Raw genomic sequence first — 19,625 nt, 5'->3', positions numbered from 1 at the left:
CTTCGACCCTCGGGCCGGAGCAATCGCCCTTTTCGATCAAGACTGGATGTTTTCATGCCCACGCTCGACAATGCCTATGCCCGCCTTTCCGATTTCGAAGCCATGGAGTCGGAGCTGAAGGCGACCCGCCAGTACCTGCACGCCCATCCGGAACTCTCCTTCGAAGAAGCGGAAACAGCGCGGTATGTCGCGGAAAAGCTGGAAGGCTGGGGTTATCAAGTGACCCGCAACGTCGGCGGCCACGGCGTTGTCGCCCGCCTCAGCGCAGGCACGGGTGGCAAGAGCATCGCCATCCGCGCCGACATGGATGCGCTGCCGATCGCAGAAGAAACAGGACTTGCCTATGCCAGCGGCACCCCCGGCAAGATGCATGCCTGCGGCCATGACGGCCACACGACCGTGCTGCTCGGCGCAGCCGAATATCTCGCCCGCACCCGCCGCTTCAACGGCACGGTGACGCTGATCTTCCAGCCTGCGGAAGAGGCGAGCAAGAATAGCGGCGCCCAGGCGATGATCGCCGACGGCCTGTTCGAGCGGTTTCCGTTCGATGCCATCTTTGGCCTCCATAACCACCCCGGCGCTCCCGAAGGCACCATCCTGCTGCGATCCGGCCCGATGATGGCGGCGTCGGACACCGTCGAGATTACCATCAAGGGCAAAGGCGGCCATGCCTCGCGGCCGCACCTGACCGTCGATCCCGTGGTCGTCGCGTGCAACCTCGTCGTCTCGCTGCAGACCATCATCTCGCGCAACCTCGATCCGACCCAGACGGCCGTCATCACCGTCGGCACGATCCATGCCGGCGATGCAGTCAACGTCATTCCGGAATATGCCAAGCTCGCATTGAGCGTGCGCTCCTTCGAGCCAGGCATTCGCGACCTCCTGCAGCAACGCATTACCAAGCTCGCCCGTTCGGTGGCAGACGGTCATGGTGCTTCCATCGAGATCGACTACGATCGCGGCAGTCCCGTCGTCGTCAACTCGCCTGCCGAGACGGATTTTGCCCGGATCGTCGCGGCAGAACTTGTCGGCGAAGACAAGGTCGCGACCTGCCCGCTCATTCCCGGAAGCGAGGATTTTTCGCATTTTCTCGAGCACAAGCCGGGCAGCTTCCTGCGTCTCGGCAACGGCATGAATTCCGCCATCCTGCATAGCCCCAAATATGATTTCGCCGATGCCAGCCTGACGGTTGGCGCAGCCATGTGGGCAAGGCTCGCGGAACGTTACCTCCAGGATCACGCCTGAAGTCTCGATCGCCCGGCTTGACCGCGTCGCATTTGGAGCTTGCACTTTCTGTAGCGCAAAAGGATTTTGTAGCGAGACCATCACGTCAACATCTCTCGCCGCAATGCAGGATGCGCAGCATGATTGCCAACTACAACGACGCCGGACGCGACTTGTCTTACGATCTCGAATTTTACGCATTGATGGCGGAAAGCTTCGAACGAAGGGTGGGACGCAGCCTGACGCCGGAAGGCCACGGTGCCGAATGGCTTTACGACCGGTCACCGGCTGTCGTCCTTGCCCACAACACCGACGCCGATCCGCGCTTCATCTACGCAAACCGCGCTGCCCAGGCCTGCTTCGAATATTCATGGGACGAGTTCATCACTTTGCCATCGCGTCTTTCGGCGGAGGCACCGGATCGCGCCGAACGTGAGAGGCTGTTGAATGCCGTGGCGGCGAATGGCTTTATCGCCGACTACCGCGGACTTCGCATCGCCAAGTCAGGGCGGCGTTTCTATATCGAAAAAGCCATCGTCTGGGATCTTGTCGACCGCAGCGGATGCCGTCGCGGTCAGGCTGCGACATTCGACTCCTGGCAAGACGTGCAGGCGGATTGAGCGCCGGCTGCGGAGACGCCGACCAGGCGCCGGATATGTCCGCAGCTTTGCAAACCATGTCGTTTGCCATTTGGTTGCCAAAAAACCATGATTGCGTCACATAGATCGCACATCGACACTCGGCATTAAGAATTGGATCAACGCTGAATGCGCATAGCCTACTTTTTCCTTGGTGCATTTCTTGCAATTGCACAGTCCGCATATGCTGAAGTTGCATCACCGCCTGCTCTGGCGCCGCTAAAGCGACAGGCGCAAGCCGCTGAGTTGAGCGCGCAATTTCTTTCGCGGTATAGCTACAAGCCCGTCCCACTCGACGACGCCTTGTCGGCTAGGATCATGGATGGGTTCATCAAGTCACTTGATCCGGACCGCATGCTCTTCCTGCAAGCCGACATCGACGGATTCATGTCCGACCGCAGCGAGATCGATGATGCCATCGAGGAGAGAGACTTGAAGATCCCGTTTGCGATCTTCAAAGCGTATCAGCAGCGCGTTGTCGACCGCATGAACTATGCGCGCAATCTGCTTAAGCAGGACTTCGATTTCAGCGCGCAGGAAAACTATTCGGTGCTGCGCGATAAAGCACCGTGGCCGCAGTCGGAGGCCGAGAGCAATGACCTTTGGCGCAAGCGCGTCAAGAGCGACTGGTTGCGGTTGAAACTGGGCGGCCAAAACGACGCGGCCATTCGCGAAACACTCGACAAACGTTATGAAAACACGCTCGAGCGCGCTGACAAGTTCAAAAGCGACGACGTTTTCCAGTCGTTCATGGATGCCTACGCAACGTCGATCGATCCGCACACGGACTATTTCGGTGCGGCCGCTTCAGCCGACTTCAATGTCTCGATGAAGCTTTCGCTGTTTGGTATCGGTGCGGTCCTGCAGGAGCGCGACGACTACACGACGATCCGCGAGCTCGTTCCTGGTGGACCGGCACAGCTGTCCGGCAAACTCTCGGTCGGAGACCGGATTACCGGCGTTGGTCAAGGCAAGGACGGCGCGATCAAGGACGTGGTGGGCACGCGCCTTGATGAAGTCGTGCAGATGATACGCGGGAAAAAGGGTTCTGTCGTGCGTTTGGACATCCTGCCGGCAGATGCCGGAGCTGATGCCACGCATCGCGTCATCAGCCTGGTGCGCGATAAGATCAGCCTCGACAAGCAAGCCGCCAGAAAGGCTGTGTTGTCCGTAAAAGCGGGCGACGTCACGCGTAAAATCGGGATCATTACCCTGCCGGTATTCTATGAGGATTTTGAAGCCAAGCGCAAAGGAGACAAGGATTACAAGAGTGCAAGCCGCGATGTCGCCAAGCTTCTCGGCGAACTGAGCCAAGAAAAGGTCGACAGCGTTCTCATCGACCTGCGCAACAACGGCGGCGGTTCATTGGACGAGGCGATTGATTTGACTGGCCTGTTCATCGGCGATGGTCCGGTCGTTCAGCAACGCGGCAGCGATGGCAAGGTCGAGGTCAAGAGCTCGGAGCTTGCAGCGCCTGTCTGGACAGGCCCGATGGGTGTCCTGATCAATCGCGGCTCGGCGTCGGCTTCGGAGATTTTTGCCGCGGCAATCCAGGATTACGGCCGAGGTGTGATCGTCGGCGAACCCAGTTTCGGCAAGGGCACCGTTCAGACCGTCGTCGATCTTGACCGGATCGTCCGCAACAGCAAACCCGAATTCGGGGAGCTAAAGGTGACGATTGCCCAGTTTTTCCGGGTCAACGGCGGTACGACGCAGCTGCACGGCGTGACGCCCGATATCAGCTTGCCAGGACTTTTCGATCCGGCGAGCTTCGGCGAGACCAGTTATGACAATGCCCTGCCGTGGGCGCAGATCAAACCTGCGAAGTACACGGCTGTCGACACGATCACGACGTTGCTGCCTACATTGCAAAGCCGCCACGATGCGCGGGTTGAGAGCGATCCGGACTTCCAACGCCTGATAAAAGACATTGCCGACCTCAAGGCGCAGCGCGAAAAAGGGGTCGTTTCCCTCAATGAAACCGAACGTCGCAAAGAAGCGACGGCTCGCGAGAAACGGTTCAAGGATCGAGCGAAAGCAGGGGATGGCGAGGATCTTGGAGATGACGGCCTGGAGGCAGGCGAGCGCAGCCTGAGTGCCGATATTGCCATCGAGAATGCCCGCAAGAATGCAAAAGACGTCTTGCTGGACGAGGCCGCCGCCATTCTTGCAGACCAGGCGGATCTGCAGGAAGGCGTGCTCAAGGCAGCTATAAAACAAACGGGAAACACGAACGGAAAATAGTCATAGCTGACCGGCGTGACAGTATGCGCAGCTTTGCGATCACCTTGGCATAATGGGCCTGGGTTCAGGTCCTTTCAAAGACGAGGGATCTCGGTGGCGATTTCCGGATTGGCGTGATGACAGGCGGTCAGAAGACCAGGGGCCGCCGTTCGCGTGGTCAGCGTGGGCTCCTGTTCTGCGCAGATCGACGTTGCTTTCCAGCAACGCGTTCGAAAACGGCATCCGCTAGGCGGATTTGCGGGACTCGGCAGATCGCCCTGCAGAACGATGCGCTTGCGCTGCGCGCGACGCCTCGGATCCGGTGTCGGGACCGCCGACATCAGCGCCTGCGTGTAGGGATGGGCCGCCGCGCTGAAGATCGATTGCTTCGGCCCCGTTTCGATGATCTTGCCGAGATACATGACCATGACACGGTCCGAGACATGCCGAACAACGGCGAGATCATGCGCGACAAACAGCATCGCCAGGTTGCGCTCGCGCCTCAGTCCGGCGAGCAGGTTGATCACTTGCGCCTGGACCGAGACGTCGAGGGCCGAAACAGGCTCGTCGCAGACAAGAAGTGTCGGATTGAGCGCGAGAGCGCGGGCAATGCCAAGGCGCTGCCGCTGGCCGCCTGAAAATTCCGAGGGATAACGGTCCGCATGTTCGGCGCGCAGCCCGACGGATTCGAGCAGCTTGACCGTCTCTTCACGCCAGTTGTTCCTAGACACGACCCCCGGGTGCAATGCCCAGGGTTCGGAAATCAGCCGGTCGACCCGCATGCGGGGATTGAGCGACTGGTAGGGATCCTGGAAAACGACCTGCATCTTGCGGCGCAATTCATGCAGCCGCCGGCCGCTGGCTGTCGTAATGTCCACGCCGTCAAGCAAAGCGCTGCCGCTTGTCGCCGGCCCAAGCTTCAAGAGCGTCCGAACCAGCGAGGTTTTGCCGCAACCGCTTTCGCCGACGAGGCCGAGCGTCTCTCCCTTGGCAATCTCGAAGCTCACATCGTCGACGGCACGCACCGGTGCCGAGGCGCCGCCGAAGTGCCGGGAAAGGTTTTGGACCTTGAGCAGAGGTTCGATCATACTGGTGATACCGGGAAGTGGCAGGCGGCCTGGCGGCCCGGCCCTACGGTTTCAAGAGAGGGGACGATCTCGGCACAGAGCCCTTCGGCGCGTGGACAGCGGGTTCTGAAGGCGCAGCCGGAGGGCAGGGCGACAGGATTGGGGGCGGAGCCGGGGATCGGCACCAATTCGTCTTCATCCGTGTCCATGCGCGGCTGCGAGGCAAGCAATCCGACGCTGTAGGGATGGCGGGCATCTTCGAACAGTTCGAAGACGCTTGCGGTCTCGACGACGCGGCCGGCATACATGACGGCAACCCGATCGGCGAGTTCGGCGACGACGCCGAGATCATGGGTGATGAAGATCATGCCGGCATCGCTGCGTTTGCGGATCGTCTCCAGAAGATCGACCACCTGCGCCTGGATCGTGACGTCGAGCGCTGTCGTCGGCTCGTCCGCAATGATGACATCCGGTTCCAACGCCACGGCCATGGCGATCATGATGCGTTGGCGCATACCGCCCGAAAACTCATGCGGATATTGCCTCGCACGGCTTTCAGGGTCGGGAATGCCGATGGCCGTCAGAAGGTCGATCACGGCTTTTTCGACGCCACCTTCCGGAGTGCGGCCGTGGATACGGAACATTTCGGCGATCTGCCAGCCCACGGAATAGACCGGGTTGAGCGCTGCGAGCGCATCCTGAAAGATCAGGGCGATCCGATCGCCGCAGAGATCGCGCCGCTCGTTCCGCGAGAGCTGCAACAGCTCGACACCGTCGAAACGGATCGATCCTTGATTGATTTCGCCCGGCGGGTTGGGAACGAGATCCATGATGGCCGATGCGGTTACCGACTTGCCGGAGCCGCTTTCGCCTAGGAGCGCCAGGACCGCTCCACGCTCGAGCGAGAAGGAAACGCCGTTGAGCGCCAGGATGCGGCCGGCTGCAGTATCGAAACTGACCTGCAAATCCTCGACTTCGAGAAGAGCCATCAGCGCCTCCGGCTAACAAGACGCCAGTGCTGCGACGGGTCATTAACGATCCGGAACCAGTTGGCGAGGAGATTGAAGGACATGGTCGTGAGCATCACAGCCAGGCCGGGGAAAAAGCCCAGCCACCAGGCGGATGACAGATATCCCTGGCCCTGCGCCACCATCAGACCCCAGCTTACGGCAGGCGGCTGAATGCCGAGACCGAGATAACTCAGCCCGGATTCGAATAGCATCACCATGGCGAGATTGACCGAGGCGAGCGTCAGCATCGTGGGAGCGACGCTTGGGAGAATGTGATTGCGCAATATCCAGACAGGCCCGCCGCCGAAGACGCGCGCCGCATCAACGAAAAGCCTCTCCCGGACCTCCAGAGTTTCGGCTCTTGCGACGCGGATATAGGCAGGCATGCGGGTAACGGCGAGCACGATGATGAGATTGCCGACGCTCGGGCCGAACAGGTAGAGCCCGAAGAGCGCTACCAGCAGCGTCGGGAAACCCAGGATGATGTCGCAGATCCGCATGACAAGGTTGCCGATGATGCCACCGAAGTAACCGGCGATCACGCCGAGCAGCGTTCCGCCGATCAGGCTCGTCAGAACAGTTACAAGCGCTATGCCGATCGTCGTCGATGCCGCCTGAATGAGGCGAACGAGGAGCGGGCGCCCGAGGGCGTCGGCGCCCAGCCACAACGTCCAGGACTGGCCGAAGTCGAAGGGCGGCAGGTTGCGCGCCTTCAGCGAAATGCGGTTTTCTCCCAGCAGCGACGATGCATCCGCAAGAATGGCAAGGACGACGATCAGCAGCCAGATTGTCGCGGCGACCGCCATGGGGTCGCCTGCGAGCGCGCGCATGAACCACAAGATGCGGCGGCTTCGGCGCTCGCGGGCGGGGAGGAAGTCGGCGGACGTACTGGTCATTCGACCCTCACGCGCGGATCGATCGAAGCATAGAGCATGTCGACCAGGATATTGATGAAGAAGATGACGACGGCGACCGCGAAGATCGATGCCTGGACGATCGCGAAATCGCGCTTCAGGATGCCGTCGATCAGCAGCTTGCCGATGCCGGGAAACCCGAAAACAACCTCGACGACGCCACCGCCGCCGGCGAACTGGGCGGCGAGGTCACCGGTCACGGTCACCGCGGGCAGGAGGGCATTGCGCAGCGCATGCACGAAGGTAACCCGGCCGCCGCGCGCGCCTTTGGCCCGCGCAGTCCGGACAAATGTCGCGTTCAGTGCTTCGATCATCGAGCCGCGGACGATCTGCACCAGCGTCCCGAACGGTCTGGCAAAAAGACAGGCAACCGGCAGGATCCAATAGATCGGACCGCCGAAACCCGATGTCGGCAGAATGCGCAAGGTGACGGCAAACAGCAGGACGCCCATCAGCCCGAGCCAGAAATCCGGCACGCTGGCCGCTGCCTGCGACAGCACGTTGATAGCCCGGTCGATCCAGCCGCCGGCGTTCACAGCGGCAATCGATCCAATGACGACGGCAGCGATGAAGGCCAGGGTCAAGGCAATGGCCCCGAGCGCCAGCGTATTCGGCAACGCCTCCAGGACAACGTCCATGGCCGGGCGGTTGTGCCAAAGCGACGTGCCGAAATCGAGGCTCAGCATGTCCCCCGCCCAGTCGAGGAATTGCCACGGGAGGGAACGATCGAGGCCGAGGCGGACGCGCATGGCTTCGCGGGCCGCATCCGAGGCATCGACGGGCAGGTAGAGATTGACGGGATCGCCCGTCAATCGCACCAGGAAGAAGGCAGATGTCATCAGTGCGGCAAGTGCGAGTGCCGCAAAGGCCGCACGTTTCAGGAAGTAGGTGAAGGACATCCGCTCTCCTCAAGGGACGTTCGGCGACCAGTCTGGCGGTCAGCGGTAGCTGATCGATTTAAGCTTGATCTCGTTGCCGGCCTGCACATCGGGCGTATAGGTGACGGTCTCGGCGACGCGGGCAATCGTGACCATGTGGAACAGCGGGACGATATTGACCGCATCGACGGCGATGTAGCTGAACGCTTCCTCGAACAGTTTCTTGCGTTCGTCGCCGGTTGCCTTCGACGCGTCGCCAATCAACGTGTCGAGCCTGGTATCGGCGATGGTCGACTGGTTGCCGTCGGTGGTAAAACGGTTCGGCAGCGTGAATACGGCGTCGCCTTCGGTGTTGTCGATCTGCGTCTGCAGGATCGACGGCTGACGTTCCGTGTCCCAAGGCTTCAGCAGCTTCTTCAGCCACGGGCTTGTCTCAAGCATTTCGAGCCGGGCATTGAAGCCGGCATCCGCGAGCATCGCCTGAATGGCTTCCAGGCTTTCGGACGAATTGGGATAGATGCCGATGCGGCCGTAGATGACGATTTCCTTGTCGACCGGCACGCCATCGGCTTTGGCCGCGTCGAGCAGGGATTTCGCTTTTTCGGGATCATACGTCCAGACGGGGATGTCGGGATTGAAGCCGAAGACGGACGGCGGCACCGCCTGCATCGCCTTTTGGGCATCCTGGTGGAAGATGGTGCCGACTAGGCCGTCCCGGTCGATCGCAAGATTAAGGGCTTCACGCACGCGTTTGTCGTTGAGCGGCGGAATTTCCGCGTCGATCCTCAGCAGCGAGGTTTCGGCGTTTGGGAAGGCATGATCCTGTTCCGTGGTGCCGTCCTGGGGCGCTATTTCATATGCGATCTGCGCCTCCCCAGTGGCGACCATCGCCGCGCGAACAGCGGATTCGGCCCGCCAGATGATGGTTGCGTTCTTGATCGCCGGCTTGTCGCCCCAATAGCCGTCAAAGGCCACGAGGTCGACCGATTGCCCTGGCGTCCACGCTGCAAGCTTGTAGGGTCCCGTTCCGGCCGGGGAGCGCGACTTGCCGTCGTTCGGGGTCGCCGGCGAACCGATGTCCACGGCGGACATCTTGTTCGGCAGGATCGGCTCGACGATATCAGTTTTGATGAGGAGGGTCGTCGGGTTCACCGCTTCTGCATTGAACTTGACGCCCTTCAACGTCGCAAGTCCGACTTCGCAGGCCAGTGCCGGATCCTGCGCCCGCTTGAGAGCGGCAACGACTGCACTGGCATCGAACGCCTTGCCGTCGTGGAAGGTGACGTCGTCGCGGAGCTTGAGTTCCCAGGTCAACTCGTCCACTTGCCGCCAGCTGGTGGCAAGGCTCGGGACGACCGATCCGTCGGCCGGGCTCAGATTGACCAGCGCTTCCGTGATGTTGTTGTGTAGAATGCGAGAGTTGCCCGAAAGGTCGGTGTCACAGGGATCGAGCGACTTCGGTTCGTCGGTCACCACCACCGTCAGCTTATCCGAGGCAGCGTCGGCGCGAATTGCGCTGCCCGGAGCCAGCAGGAATGCCAGTCCGATGCTCAGCGCACCAATTCCCTTCATCTTCTTCATGAAATCCCTCCTCCAGATCCAAACGAGCGGCATCCCGTCCATCGCAGTGCCGTCTTGTGAAAACCATCCGGTTGCGCACCGCCGCAGCGGGTATGCAAATGGCTTTACTTCCTCCGCCAAGCGCGTAGTGTCAAATGTGACACTCACACCACTGAGCATGCTCGCTCAGTCCTGCGAAGTCAATATTATAATTCTCATATGGAATTTATAGTTCATGATTGAACCAAAACATGGATCACCCGTCGTCGAAAAGACCGCCCACCTGCTTGAGGCCGTTGCCGATGCGAAGACGGGAATTTCCTTGGCCGCGCTGGTTGATCAGCTTGGAGTTCCGCGTTCGACCGTCTATCGGATCCTCAATTCATTGGCCGCGCATGGGCTTGTGGCGCGGGTGAATGGTGGAGCGTCCTACGAGCTGGGGCCAAAATTCGTCGAGCTTGCGCGGCGCATCTCGCCCGGCGCCGACAGGGCAACGGTGATCGAGGCGGCAAGGCCGATCCTGACGGCTGCGGCTGACCGCATTTTCGAATCCTTCAGGCTGGCCGCCCCCGAAGGCAACGAGATGATGACGATATTTGCAGCCTCCAGTCCCGGCGATTATTCGCTTTTCATCAAGGTCGGCAGCCGCTCGCGTAAACATGTCGGCGCCGCCGGCAAGCTCGCTCTTGCCTATTCGGACTACGGTGACATAGAGGCCTATTGCAGCGGCGGACTGGAGTCGAAGACGCCATATACGATTACCGATCCGGAGGCGCTGAAGGAAGCACTCGTTGAAATTCGACGCAATGGATGCGCCGAGGACAATCAGGAATCCAACCTCGGCCTCCGGGCCTTTGCCGCGCCCGTCTTCGATTCCGAAGGTCGACTCGTCGCGACGATCAGCGTCCCGTTTATTGGTGAAGCGACGCCGGACAGGGCACGGGCAATTAAGCGCGAGGTCGTGGAGGGTGCCGCCATCTTGACAAAGGCGATTAATGGCAAGCAACCTTTGTCCAAATAAGAAACATTAAATTCTTTATTGAACTATCTTCTCGTTGTGGTAGAGCTTCCACCGGACAATGGAGGATCTCATGACGGCGTTGGACCCATCAGTTTATGCAAAGCTTTTGCGGACGAATTCTGCAAGTCTCAGCACTCTGTTGCTGAAGCGTGGCCTGAAGAACACCGCGGTTCGCGGCGTGCGGCCGCTGGCCAGCGCCGGCGGGCCGATGATCGGCCCGGCCGTCACCGTACGCTACATCCCCGCACGGGAAGATATCGACGGTTCGACTTACAGTTCGGATCCATCCAATCAACAGCGCAAGGCCATCGATACGATCCCCGACGGCCATGTTCTCGTCTTCGATTGCCGCTCCTTGGCGGAAGTCGCCGGCATTGGCGCCATGCTTGCCCGTCGTCTTGTCTATCGTGGCGCCGCCGGCCTCGTGCTCGACGGCGGCGTCCGCGATACGGCCGATATCGCACAGCTGGGACTCCCGACCTACTGCATGGGACCGGCAGCGCCGGCGAACCTGGTTGCCCACCATGCCTCAGATATGAACCAGCCAATCGCCTGCGGCGGCGTCGCCGTTTATCCCGATGACATCATCTTTGGCGACAGCGAAGCGGTGATCGTTATTCCGCGGGAATATGTCGATGACATTGCCGAAGAAGCTGTTGCGATGGAGGAGCAGGAAGAGTTTCTCAAGCTGGAAATCGAGTCAGGCAAATCGACCTTGGGGGTATACCCGCCCAACAAGGAGACCCTCGAACGTTATGAGGCCTGGCGTCAAGCGCGTCATATGACGGCATGACACCATTGCTTCGAAGTATTGTCTAAGGCTGTCGTCTGCTCGCAGATTGCGTTCGTTCTTTGAAACGCTCGCCGATGCTGCCGACATTGCAAAGCCGCCACGGGAATATTAGGGGACGAGCGCTATCCACTGGGGTAGCTGCTTGACGCTCGACACACGCAACTTCACACTTACATTGTCGAAGGTGAGTCGGACAGACTGAACCGTTTTTCGCATCCGTTGCTCATCTCAGAGGGAGATGTCAGCAGGGTTGATTGGTCCATGCGCCGACCGACACCGGTTGATCGCAAATAGGATCGAGATTGATTGAGTTCGAACTCGCAGCCGCTCCTATTTGCTTGTGAGGTTGCGCCGTGGATAAAGTGCCATCAGCAGTCGATCCTCCTCGCGACAGCCCGCCTTGGCACCGGAATTTCCCAATGCCGAGCAACCGCTGGTCCCTGCTTTGGCCAGGGCTTTTGATATCAATTTTGCTTCTTGCAGGCACCGTCGTTTTTTACCGTGAAATCCATCACCTCGAAGATCCGGTCGGCCCCTTCGAAAATCGAGCTCTCAATAAGGCTGCCCGATCATCTCGCATAGCCGCCCGCCCTGATCCGGCGGTTCCTTCTCCCCTCCCGCCGACGTCGATACCGTTGCAGCTGATCGAGGCCCCGAAGCTGGAGTTGGCAAGTCAGTTTCTGCGGATCTGGCGCGTCTCGGGGTCGAGCTTTTGCGGTGCTCTTCGAGAAGCCGGCATCGAGATGAGCGAATGGAAAGCCGCATCGATGCGCAATCGCAGCTATGAGTGTTATTTTCAGCGCATCTACGAACGGGACGAGGTGCGTCCACTCAGCTCGACCTTCGTTAAGGTTCGTGGAGATGAAATGGGCGATATTCTTGAGATCCGCGCCAAGATCATTGGGCCGACGACCGACGCCCAGGGACGTCTCGCCCCGGCCGTCCTGCGCATTTTCGAGATCATCGTGAAGCAGGCGTGCTGGCGTGATTTCGAAGATACTCTTGCCTCGATCCAAAACCTTCGAAATGTCGAATACGAACGATTCGGCTCCTATCTCAGCTTCACGCGCGAAGCAGGCGGCGCAAATATCTTCAATTTTGTTCTTGGTCTTAAGGCGACTTCAAGTTCGCAGGTGAGGACCAAGACGTATTTTTCGGCTGATCGCTGGCTAGCCGCAACAAATCCCCGCAATGTTCCCGCGAACTTCATCCTCATGAACCGCTTGGGCACGTCGAAATCTGCCAATTGCGCTCAATGACGTCGCAAGTACCAGTCACATCCGGGATCAGGCTGGAGCTTGTCTGAACATCGACGATTTGAGCGTCACCACCTTTGAGTGTGAGACGTGAGATCGCCGTGTGATTTCGGCCATGAATGCTGCGATCAACAGTAAACTTCTTGTACACATACTATGTGTACACTATACTGCGATTAAGGAGATAACTATGCCGAGAACCGCGGACAACAAAACCGAACGCTACCAGCTGCGTATCCCGCCAAAGCAGAAGGCAATGATCGCGCGCGCGGCTGCCCTCTCGAACAAGGATATGGCCGATTTCATTCTCGATAAGATCGTACCTGAAGCCGAAGCCGTCATCCAGGCTGCTGAAGTTGAGACCGTGTCGAGCCGCGATTTCATCCGCATCCTCGATCTGCTTGAACACCCGCCCAAACCGAACGCGAAACTACGCGCCGCGATCTCTGCTCTACCGGATGCCTTGTGACCCTCCCCGTCTGGCATGAAGAGCCGATCGCTAAGTCGCACGATCGGGCCGCATTCGATTGCGGCGATGCGGCAATGAACGAGTTCATTCGGCGCTTCGCTCGGCAGAGCCATGAGCAGAATGCGGCGAAGACCTTCTGCGCTATCGACAAGGCCCAACCTCATCGCATCCTCGGATTCTACACAGTCGCGCCTTCGGCCGTTACACATGAGGCCGTGCCTCCAAAGCTGACCAGAGGCCTCGCACGCCATGAAGTCGCAGGCTTCAAGCTTGCGCGCTTGGCAACCGACATAAAGGTGGCGGGAAAGGGTTTAGGCGGCCAGCTCATCGCTGCTGCAGCGCTCCGTTGCCTACGGCTCGCCAGCGAGGGCGGCGGGATACTGCTCATCATCGATGCCAAGAGCGAACGCGCCGCCCATTGGTATGCCAGCTATGGCGCCGAACCGCTGCAAGGGAAACCGCTCACCCTTGTTATGCCGCTTGCCACCTTCGCCGCCGACTTCAAGGCCAAGGGGCTCTTGTAGGCGCGTTGCCGCCAAGCCATTGATATCCTCGGATACACCAAAACAGGGCTCTGCGCCCTGCGGGCGGGAGGCGCCGGCCTGAACCGCAACATCTCACATCATCAGTCAAAGCTGTTTGCCAGCAGAATCGCGGAGAGCTTTTTTATCCCGCGGCAAATCCTATGTAGAAATTCTCGGCGGGATTGAGGACAACCGCCGATGCCGGCGAACGCATGGACAGGCCTGGAAAAGAACATATCTTCAAAGGGGCCTTCCTTTCTGGAGGCCTCGAACCAAACAGCACGGGCAAACATCAATGACCAAAGGCTCCGATCTTCTAGTGGCAGCGCTTGAGAACGAAGGTGTCGAGCGCATCTTCGGCATTCCCGGCGAGGAGAATCTCGACGTCGTCGAATCCATCCGCAAGTCTTCGATTGAGCTCGTCCTCACCCGGCACGAGCAGGCGGCGGCGTTCATGGCCGCGACCTATGGCCGCCTGACTGGAAAGCCCGGCGTCTGCCTGACAACGCTCGGGCCTGGCGCTCTGAACCTCTCGACAGGTGCCGCCTATGCCTTGCTCGGCGCGATGCCGATGGTGATGATCACAGGTCAGAAGGGGATCCTCTCGTCCCGCCAGGCGCGTTTCCAGGTGGTCGATGTCGTCGCGTCGATGAAGCCGCTGACCAAGCTCGCAAGGCAGATCGTGTCGCCGCAGATGATCCCGACGACGGTCAGGGAGGCGTTCCGCATCGCCCAGGAGGAAAGGCCGGGGCCGGTGCATCTGGAGCTTCCGGAAGATATTGCGGCCGAAGAATGCCAGGAGGTGGCGCTGATTGCGCCGCATCAGCTCGAACTGCCGACGGCAAGCGATGCGGCCCTCGATCGCGCTGCCGCCCTCATCGCCGCAGCCAAACGTCCGCTTCTGATGTTCGGGGCCGCCGCCTCGCGTCCCCGCTCGACATCCGATATTGCGCAGTTTGTGATCCGTACGCGCATTCCGTTCTTTACCACCCAGATGGGGAAGGGAACGGTGCCCGGCGGAACCGAACTTTATATGGGCACCGCCGCGCTGTCGGAGCGGGATTATGTCCACGAGGCCATTGAACAGGCAGACCTTATCATCACGATCGGGCACGACACGATCGAGAAACCACCCTTCATCATGGGCAAGGACGGCCCGAAGGTCGTTCATGTCGGATATCAGCCGGCGACCGTCGAGCAGGTCTATTTCCCGCAGTCCGAGGTCATCGGCGACATCGGCCCTTCGCTGAAGGCGCTGGCGGATCGCCTCGAGGGCAAGCTGCCAAACGCGCAGGCGCTTCTTCATCTCCGCGAGCGCATTCTCGAGCGCATCGCCGCGCGGGCAACAGAAGATCGCTTCACGCCACAGCGGCTGGTCCACGACATAAGAGAGGTGATGCCGCATGATGGCATCCTGGCGCTCGATAACGGCATGTACAAGATCTGGTTTGCCCGGAACTACCGGACGCGGATGGCGAACACGCTACTGCTCGACAATGCCCTTGCAACGATGGGAGCCGGGCTGCCATCGGCGATGGTTGCCTCGATGCTCTATCCCGAGCGGCGTGTCATGGCGATTTGTGGTGACGGTGGCTTCATGATGAACTCGCAGGAACTCGAAACCGCCGTCCGGCTGAAACTCAACCTCGTCGTCCTCGTCATCGAGGACAATGCCTACGGCATGATCCGCTGGAAGCAGGCGGTGGACGAATTCCCGGATTTCGGGATGACCTTCGGCAATCCCGACTTCGTGAAATATGCCGAATCCTACGGCGCCAAGGGAACCAGAGTCGACGATATCGGCCAGTTCAAACAGGTTCTCGAAGAGGCATTCTCCGGAGGTGGCGTCCATCTGGTGAACGTTCCGGTCGACTACTCGGAAAATGAACGCGTGCTGGTAAAGGAGCTTCGCGAACGGCTCCCTGATATATTGGAGGTCTGATAGATGGCCGACGCGAAGATGGTGGTGTTCAACCGTTCTACCTAGGACCAGGCGGCACTCTGCCCGAGGTTCACAGGCCGTATCAGCAGCCGTCCTCGTCCGTGAGCGGGATGGATACGGTGTCGAATATCCCGCAGAATTAGATAAGCGTTGGATAAGAGCTTGTTGAGCCAGGATAGGCTTGCCTCGCCTGATATCGGGAGGCATGGTCTGTCGCGGAACAACGGAATCGCGAACCGCGGACGAGGCCTACTGCGAAGCGCTACAGTGTCCTTTGTGTGTCTAAAAAGACGCGCGGCGCTGTAGGCCATGCTCGGAAGCTCGCGGCGCATCGCAAACATGGCTGATTAATGTTTTCCTTCCTGCACAGTTCGGACCTTCATATTGGCAAACGATTTGGCAATCTTCCGGAGGATTTGAGAGGGCGCCTGCGCGAGGCGCGGCATGGCGTGATCGCGAGACTAGCCGGTACGGCACGAGAGCATGGGGCAAGTGTCATCCTGCTTGCAGGCGACACCTTCGATACCGAGACGCCGACGCCGGCCGTACTTCGGCAAGCGCTTGGCGAGATGGCCCGAAACGCACCGCTGCGCTGGGTCCTGCTTCCGGGCAATCACGATTCACTGCTGGCGGATCAGCTCTGGAGTGCTGCGCGCGGCGTGGTGCCCGACAATGTCATCCTTGCGACGGAAGCGACGCCTCTTCCGCTTGGACCGGATGTCGTCCTGCTGCCGGCGCCTTGCACGACCAGGAGGCCGGGCCGCGACCTGACCGAATGGATGACGGGTGCCGCCACGCCGGACGGCTCCATCCGCATTGGCCTCGCCCATGGCCCGATCCAGGAATTTTCGGAGGATGCCGCGGCCACGAACGTGATTGCGCCGAACCGCGCGGCGCTGGCCGGCCTCGATTACATGGCGCTCGGCGATTGGCACGGATCGGTGGCGGTGGACGCCAGAACGTATTACAGCGGCGCGCCCGAGCCGGACCGTTTCAAGCATGACCGGCCGGGACAGGCGATGGTCGTTTCCATTGCAGGACAAGGGGCGATGCCGACGACGGCGGCTGTGGCAACTGCCAGCTTTTCCTGGCAGACATTGCAGCTTCCGCTGCTGGCAGCGGAAGACGGTGTTGAAGCGCTGAAGGCCGCGCTGCCGGAACCGTTCGCGCGGCGACAAACCCTGTTGCGCGTCGCGCTGTCCGGCCGTGCCCGATTGAACGGGCGCACGGCAATGACCAGCCTGCTGCAGCAGGTCGCGCCGGAATTTGCGCATCTGGAGATCGATACGGAACTGCTGGGGACCGATTGCGAGAGCGATGATCTCGAGATCATCGACCGAGCCGGTGCGTTGCGCGATACTGCGGATTTGCTGCTTGCCGAAAGCCTCGACCAATCCCGCTCTGGCGATGACAGGGGTGTGGCGCGTGAGGCGTTGATCCGCCTGTTTTCCTATTGCGAGGCGATCGATCGATGAAACTCAACGCTCTTCGCCTTCACAACGTCAAACGCTTCGCCGGCCGCGGCATATCCGTCGAAGGAATCGCCGACGGCGTGAATGTGCTGAGCGCTGCCAACGAACACGGCAAATCGACCTGTTTCGAGGCGCTGCATGCGCTGTTCTTCCAGCCGCACGGCGGCACGCCAAAGAGCGTGCAGATGCTGCGCCCCTATAGCGGCGGCAATCCGATCGTCGAGGCCGATATCACGATTGAAGCCGGCCGCTACCGCTTGACCAAGCAGTTCTATGGCGGACGGCGCGCCAGCGTCACCGATCTCGGCAGCGGCCGGCTCGTCGCCCAGTCCGACGAGGCCGAGGCTTTCATCGGCGATCTCATTTCCGGCGGAACTGCCGGCCCGGCAGGCCTGCTCTGGGTGCGCCAGGGCGTCACCGGCATCGAAAATCGCAGCAAGAGCGAGGAAGAAAACGACAAGCGGGTGCGCGAAAGCCTGCTGTCTTCGGTGCAGGGCGAGGTGGAGGCGCTGACGGGCGGACGGCGCATGTCGGCAGTGCTCGAAGCCTGCGAGGAAGAACTCAATTGCCTAGTCACCGCGACGCTCCGGCCAAAGGCCGGAGGCCGCTTTGCCGCCGCGCTCGACGATCGTGATCGGCTGCAGGCGGAGGAGGCGCGGCTGGCCAAGGAGGTGGAGATGCTGCACGGCGCGCTCGACCGCCGCCGCTCAGTGCAGGCGAGACTCAGCGAACTGGAAAATTCGGACGAAGAGGCCGGCCGGAAGGCGGCGATTGCCAATGCCGAGTCTGTGCTCGAGGCCGCTAAACTGCACGACAGGGAACTCAAGGCACTCGATGCCGAAGCTGCCCTGGCCGCCAGCCGTCGCGATGAGGCGCAGCAGGCATTCGACCGCTTCCACGCGGCATTGAACCGCAGTGACGAACTCGCGCGGCGTTTCGCCGTGACGGAAAAAGAGCTTTCAAATGCAGCCGAGCGACGCGCGGCATCGCTGGCCGAAAGCGAGGCCGCTACGGCGGAGGTTCAGGCAGCCGAAGAGGATGAGCGGGTAAACCGCGAATTGCTGGCGCGGCTGGAGGCAGCACTCCGTTCGCGTCACGCCGCAGAGCGGCTGGCGGAGGTTCGTCTGCATCTCGAACAGGCGGAAGCGGCGCGGCGGCAGATCGAGGACGGGGAGGCTGCGCATGCATTGCTCGCCATTCCAGCCGATGCGATCGAACGGCTCGAAGCGTTGGACCTCAAGATCGTTGGCCTGCGTGCAGCAGCCGAGGTCGGCCTTCCCAGGCTCAGGATCGACTACCTGAAGGACGCCTCCGGATCGGTGAGCATGGACCGCCAGCCTTTGCCTGGGGGTGAGGACAAGAGCTTTGCCGGGGTGGCGAAACTCGACATAGCAGGCATCGGTACGCTGACCATCCATTCCAGCCGGCAGGCAGAACAGGACGGGGCGCTCGAGGCTGCGGAAGCGACGCGCCAAACATTGCTTGCCAGGCTCGGTGTCGACAGTTTGCGGGCGGCGCGACAGCGCGATATTGCCGCCCGGAGCAAGCAGGAGGAACTGGGGCGGGCACGCCAGCGGTTCGCCGATGTGGCTCCGAATGGCATCGACCAGCTTCACCTCGATGCCGCACGCTTTGCGGAACTCAGCCAGGGTCCAGTCGAACTCGACGCCGACCCGGAAGAGGTGCGCGCCCGTCTCGCGGATGCGACGCAGCGTATCGACCTGGCGCGAAACTGGGCGCGGGAAGCGTCGGTGATGCGCATGGAGGCCGGCGAGGCAATATTGCGGGCGCAGACGGAGCACGCCAAACTTGGCCAGGAGCTCGAGGCTATCGCGGCGATCATCGGTCCCGAAGCCGGCCGACCGGAATTGCAACGGGACCTTGCGGCAAGGCTTTCCAGCGCCAAAGAACAATGCGATGCGGTTGAGCTCCGGGCCGGGCCTTTGCGCAGGGCCGGGCGGGACCTCGCCGGCGCGGAAGCCGCCCTTGCCAGGGCACGTTCGGTCGCCGACGCCGCAGCACGTGAAATTGCCAGGCTACGCGAGGAGCTTGCCGACCTCGGCGGTCAGATCCGCACCCGATCAGACAGTGCGGTGGAAGAAAACTGGTTGGAAACTCGTGGTTTGCTTGACGCGGCGCGGGAGCAGGTGAAGCGTTTCGAGACGGAGGTCGCCGTGCTGGATCGCCTGCGCAAGGCGCTGACGGCGACGCGAGCAGCGGCGCGCGACCTCTATCTTAAGCCTGTCATGAACGAACTCGCCCCGCTGGTCGGCCTGCTGTTTGACGACATCACGATTACCTTCGACGGCGACACCTTGCTGCCGCAGATCGTGCGCCGCAATGGCCTGGACGAGGATGTCGATCGCCTGAGCGGCGGCATGCGGGAGCAGCTCTCGGTGCTGACCCGCCTCGCATTCGCAAGGCTGCTTGCCCGCGACGGCCGGCCGGCGCCTGTCATCCTCGACGACGCGCTTGTTTATTCCGACGACGACCGGATCGAGCGGATGTTCGATGCGCTGCACCGCCAATCGCGCGACCAGCAGATCCTGGTCTTCTCCTGCCGCCAGCGCGCCTTCGCCAAGCTGGGCGGCAATGTGCTCACGATGCAGCCGTGGCAGCCGGATTGATGAGGAT

At 60.9% G+C, this 19,625-nt stretch carries 16 protein-coding genes; 11 read left to right on the top strand and 5 right to left on the bottom strand.

What is annotated here, in order from left to right; all coding sequences use genetic code 11:
• Positions 1-54: 54 nt before the first annotated feature.
• The 3 genes from RWJ89_RS00560 (at position 55) to RWJ89_RS00550 (ending at position 4,106) form a co-directional block, all read left to right on the top strand.
• The gene (locus tag RWJ89_RS00560; protein ID WP_316030407.1) at positions 55-1,245 is read left to right on the top strand and encodes a M20 aminoacylase family protein; all 1,191 of its coding nucleotides are present in this window, start codon (positions 55-57) and stop codon (positions 1,243-1,245) included.
• Positions 1,246-1,364: 119 nt separating this feature from the next.
• Positions 1,365-1,844 (top strand): MEKHLA domain-containing protein, encoded by a 480-nt coding sequence (locus RWJ89_RS00555; protein WP_316030406.1) that lies wholly within the window; start codon positions 1,365-1,367, stop codon positions 1,842-1,844.
• Between the two features lie 147 nt (positions 1,845-1,991).
• The gene (locus RWJ89_RS00550) at positions 1,992-4,106 is read left to right on the top strand and encodes a carboxy terminal-processing peptidase (protein WP_316030405.1); all 2,115 of its coding nucleotides are present in this window, start codon (positions 1,992-1,994) and stop codon (positions 4,104-4,106) included.
• Between the two features lie 74 nt (positions 4,107-4,180).
• On the opposite strand, the gene RWJ89_RS00545 is transcribed toward RWJ89_RS00550, so the two are convergent.
• Genes RWJ89_RS00545 through RWJ89_RS00525 form a run of 5 tightly spaced genes read right to left on the bottom strand, consistent with a single transcriptional unit; the run spans position 4,181 to position 9,535 of the window.
• Positions 4,181-5,173, bottom strand: a complete 993-nt coding sequence (locus tag RWJ89_RS00545; RefSeq protein ID WP_316030404.1) for an ABC transporter ATP-binding protein — start codon at positions 5,171-5,173, stop codon at positions 4,181-4,183.
• Positions 5,170-6,141: an ABC transporter ATP-binding protein gene (locus RWJ89_RS00540; RefSeq protein WP_316030403.1), complete on the bottom strand. Its 972-nt coding sequence runs from the start codon at positions 6,139-6,141 to the stop codon at positions 5,170-5,172. The genes RWJ89_RS00545 and RWJ89_RS00540 overlap by 4 nt, the downstream gene beginning before the upstream one ends.
• Positions 6,141-7,058, bottom strand: a complete 918-nt coding sequence (locus RWJ89_RS00535; protein WP_065282748.1) for an ABC transporter permease — start codon at positions 7,056-7,058, stop codon at positions 6,141-6,143. The genes RWJ89_RS00540 and RWJ89_RS00535 overlap by 1 nt, the downstream gene beginning before the upstream one ends.
• The gene (locus tag RWJ89_RS00530) at positions 7,055-7,975 is read right to left on the bottom strand and encodes an ABC transporter permease (protein ID WP_168281429.1); all 921 of its coding nucleotides are present in this window, start codon (positions 7,973-7,975) and stop codon (positions 7,055-7,057) included. Before RWJ89_RS00530 ends, RWJ89_RS00535 begins: the two co-directional genes overlap by 4 nt.
• A gap of 39 nt (positions 7,976-8,014) precedes the next feature.
• Entirely contained in the window at positions 8,015-9,535 is a 1,521-nt protein-coding gene (locus RWJ89_RS00525) for an ABC transporter substrate-binding protein (RefSeq protein WP_316029664.1), read from the bottom strand.
• A gap of 214 nt (positions 9,536-9,749) precedes the next feature.
• Here RWJ89_RS00525 and RWJ89_RS00520 point away from each other — a divergent pair, with 214 nt between their 5' ends.
• From RWJ89_RS00520 to RWJ89_RS00485, 8 genes are all read left to right on the top strand, one after another.
• Entirely contained in the window at positions 9,750-10,535 is a 786-nt protein-coding gene (locus RWJ89_RS00520) for an IclR family transcriptional regulator (RefSeq protein ID WP_020046928.1), read from the top strand.
• Positions 10,536-10,605: 70 nt separating this feature from the next.
• A complete protein-coding gene (locus RWJ89_RS00515) occupies positions 10,606-11,328 on the top strand; it encodes a ribonuclease activity regulator RraA (protein WP_020046929.1) in 723 nt (240 codons plus the stop codon).
• 419 nt (positions 11,329-11,747) lie between these two features.
• The gene (locus RWJ89_RS00510; protein ID WP_246621819.1) at positions 11,748-12,587 is read left to right on the top strand and encodes a DUF6030 family protein; all 840 of its coding nucleotides are present in this window, start codon (positions 11,748-11,750) and stop codon (positions 12,585-12,587) included.
• 187 nt (positions 12,588-12,774) lie between these two features.
• The gene (locus RWJ89_RS00505; RefSeq protein WP_020046930.1) at positions 12,775-13,053 is read left to right on the top strand and encodes a type II toxin-antitoxin system TacA family antitoxin; all 279 of its coding nucleotides are present in this window, start codon (positions 12,775-12,777) and stop codon (positions 13,051-13,053) included.
• A complete protein-coding gene (locus RWJ89_RS00500) occupies positions 13,050-13,577 on the top strand; it encodes a GNAT family N-acetyltransferase (protein ID WP_168302548.1) in 528 nt (175 codons plus the stop codon). Before RWJ89_RS00505 ends, RWJ89_RS00500 begins: the two co-directional genes overlap by 4 nt.
• Before the next feature lie 295 nt (positions 13,578-13,872).
• Entirely contained in the window at positions 13,873-15,519 is a 1,647-nt protein-coding gene (locus RWJ89_RS00495) for an acetolactate synthase large subunit (protein ID WP_316029665.1), read from the top strand.
• 350 nt (positions 15,520-15,869) lie between these two features.
• A complete protein-coding gene (locus tag RWJ89_RS00490) occupies positions 15,870-16,994 on the top strand; it encodes a metallophosphoesterase family protein (protein ID WP_222011686.1) in 1,125 nt (374 codons plus the stop codon).
• A complete protein-coding gene (locus RWJ89_RS00485) occupies positions 16,991-19,618 on the top strand; it encodes an AAA family ATPase (RefSeq protein ID WP_316029666.1) in 2,628 nt (875 codons plus the stop codon). The genes RWJ89_RS00490 and RWJ89_RS00485 overlap by 4 nt, the downstream gene beginning before the upstream one ends.
• The last annotated feature ends 7 nt before the right edge of the window (positions 19,619-19,625 follow it).

This window comes from Rhizobium sp. 10PS4 (genome assembly GCF_032464805.1).
GTDB lineage: Bacteria > Pseudomonadota > Alphaproteobacteria > Rhizobiales > Rhizobiaceae > Rhizobium > Rhizobium laguerreae.
Note: the sequence above shows the minus strand (reverse complement) of the source record. Positions and strands in the feature narration are given on the sequence as shown.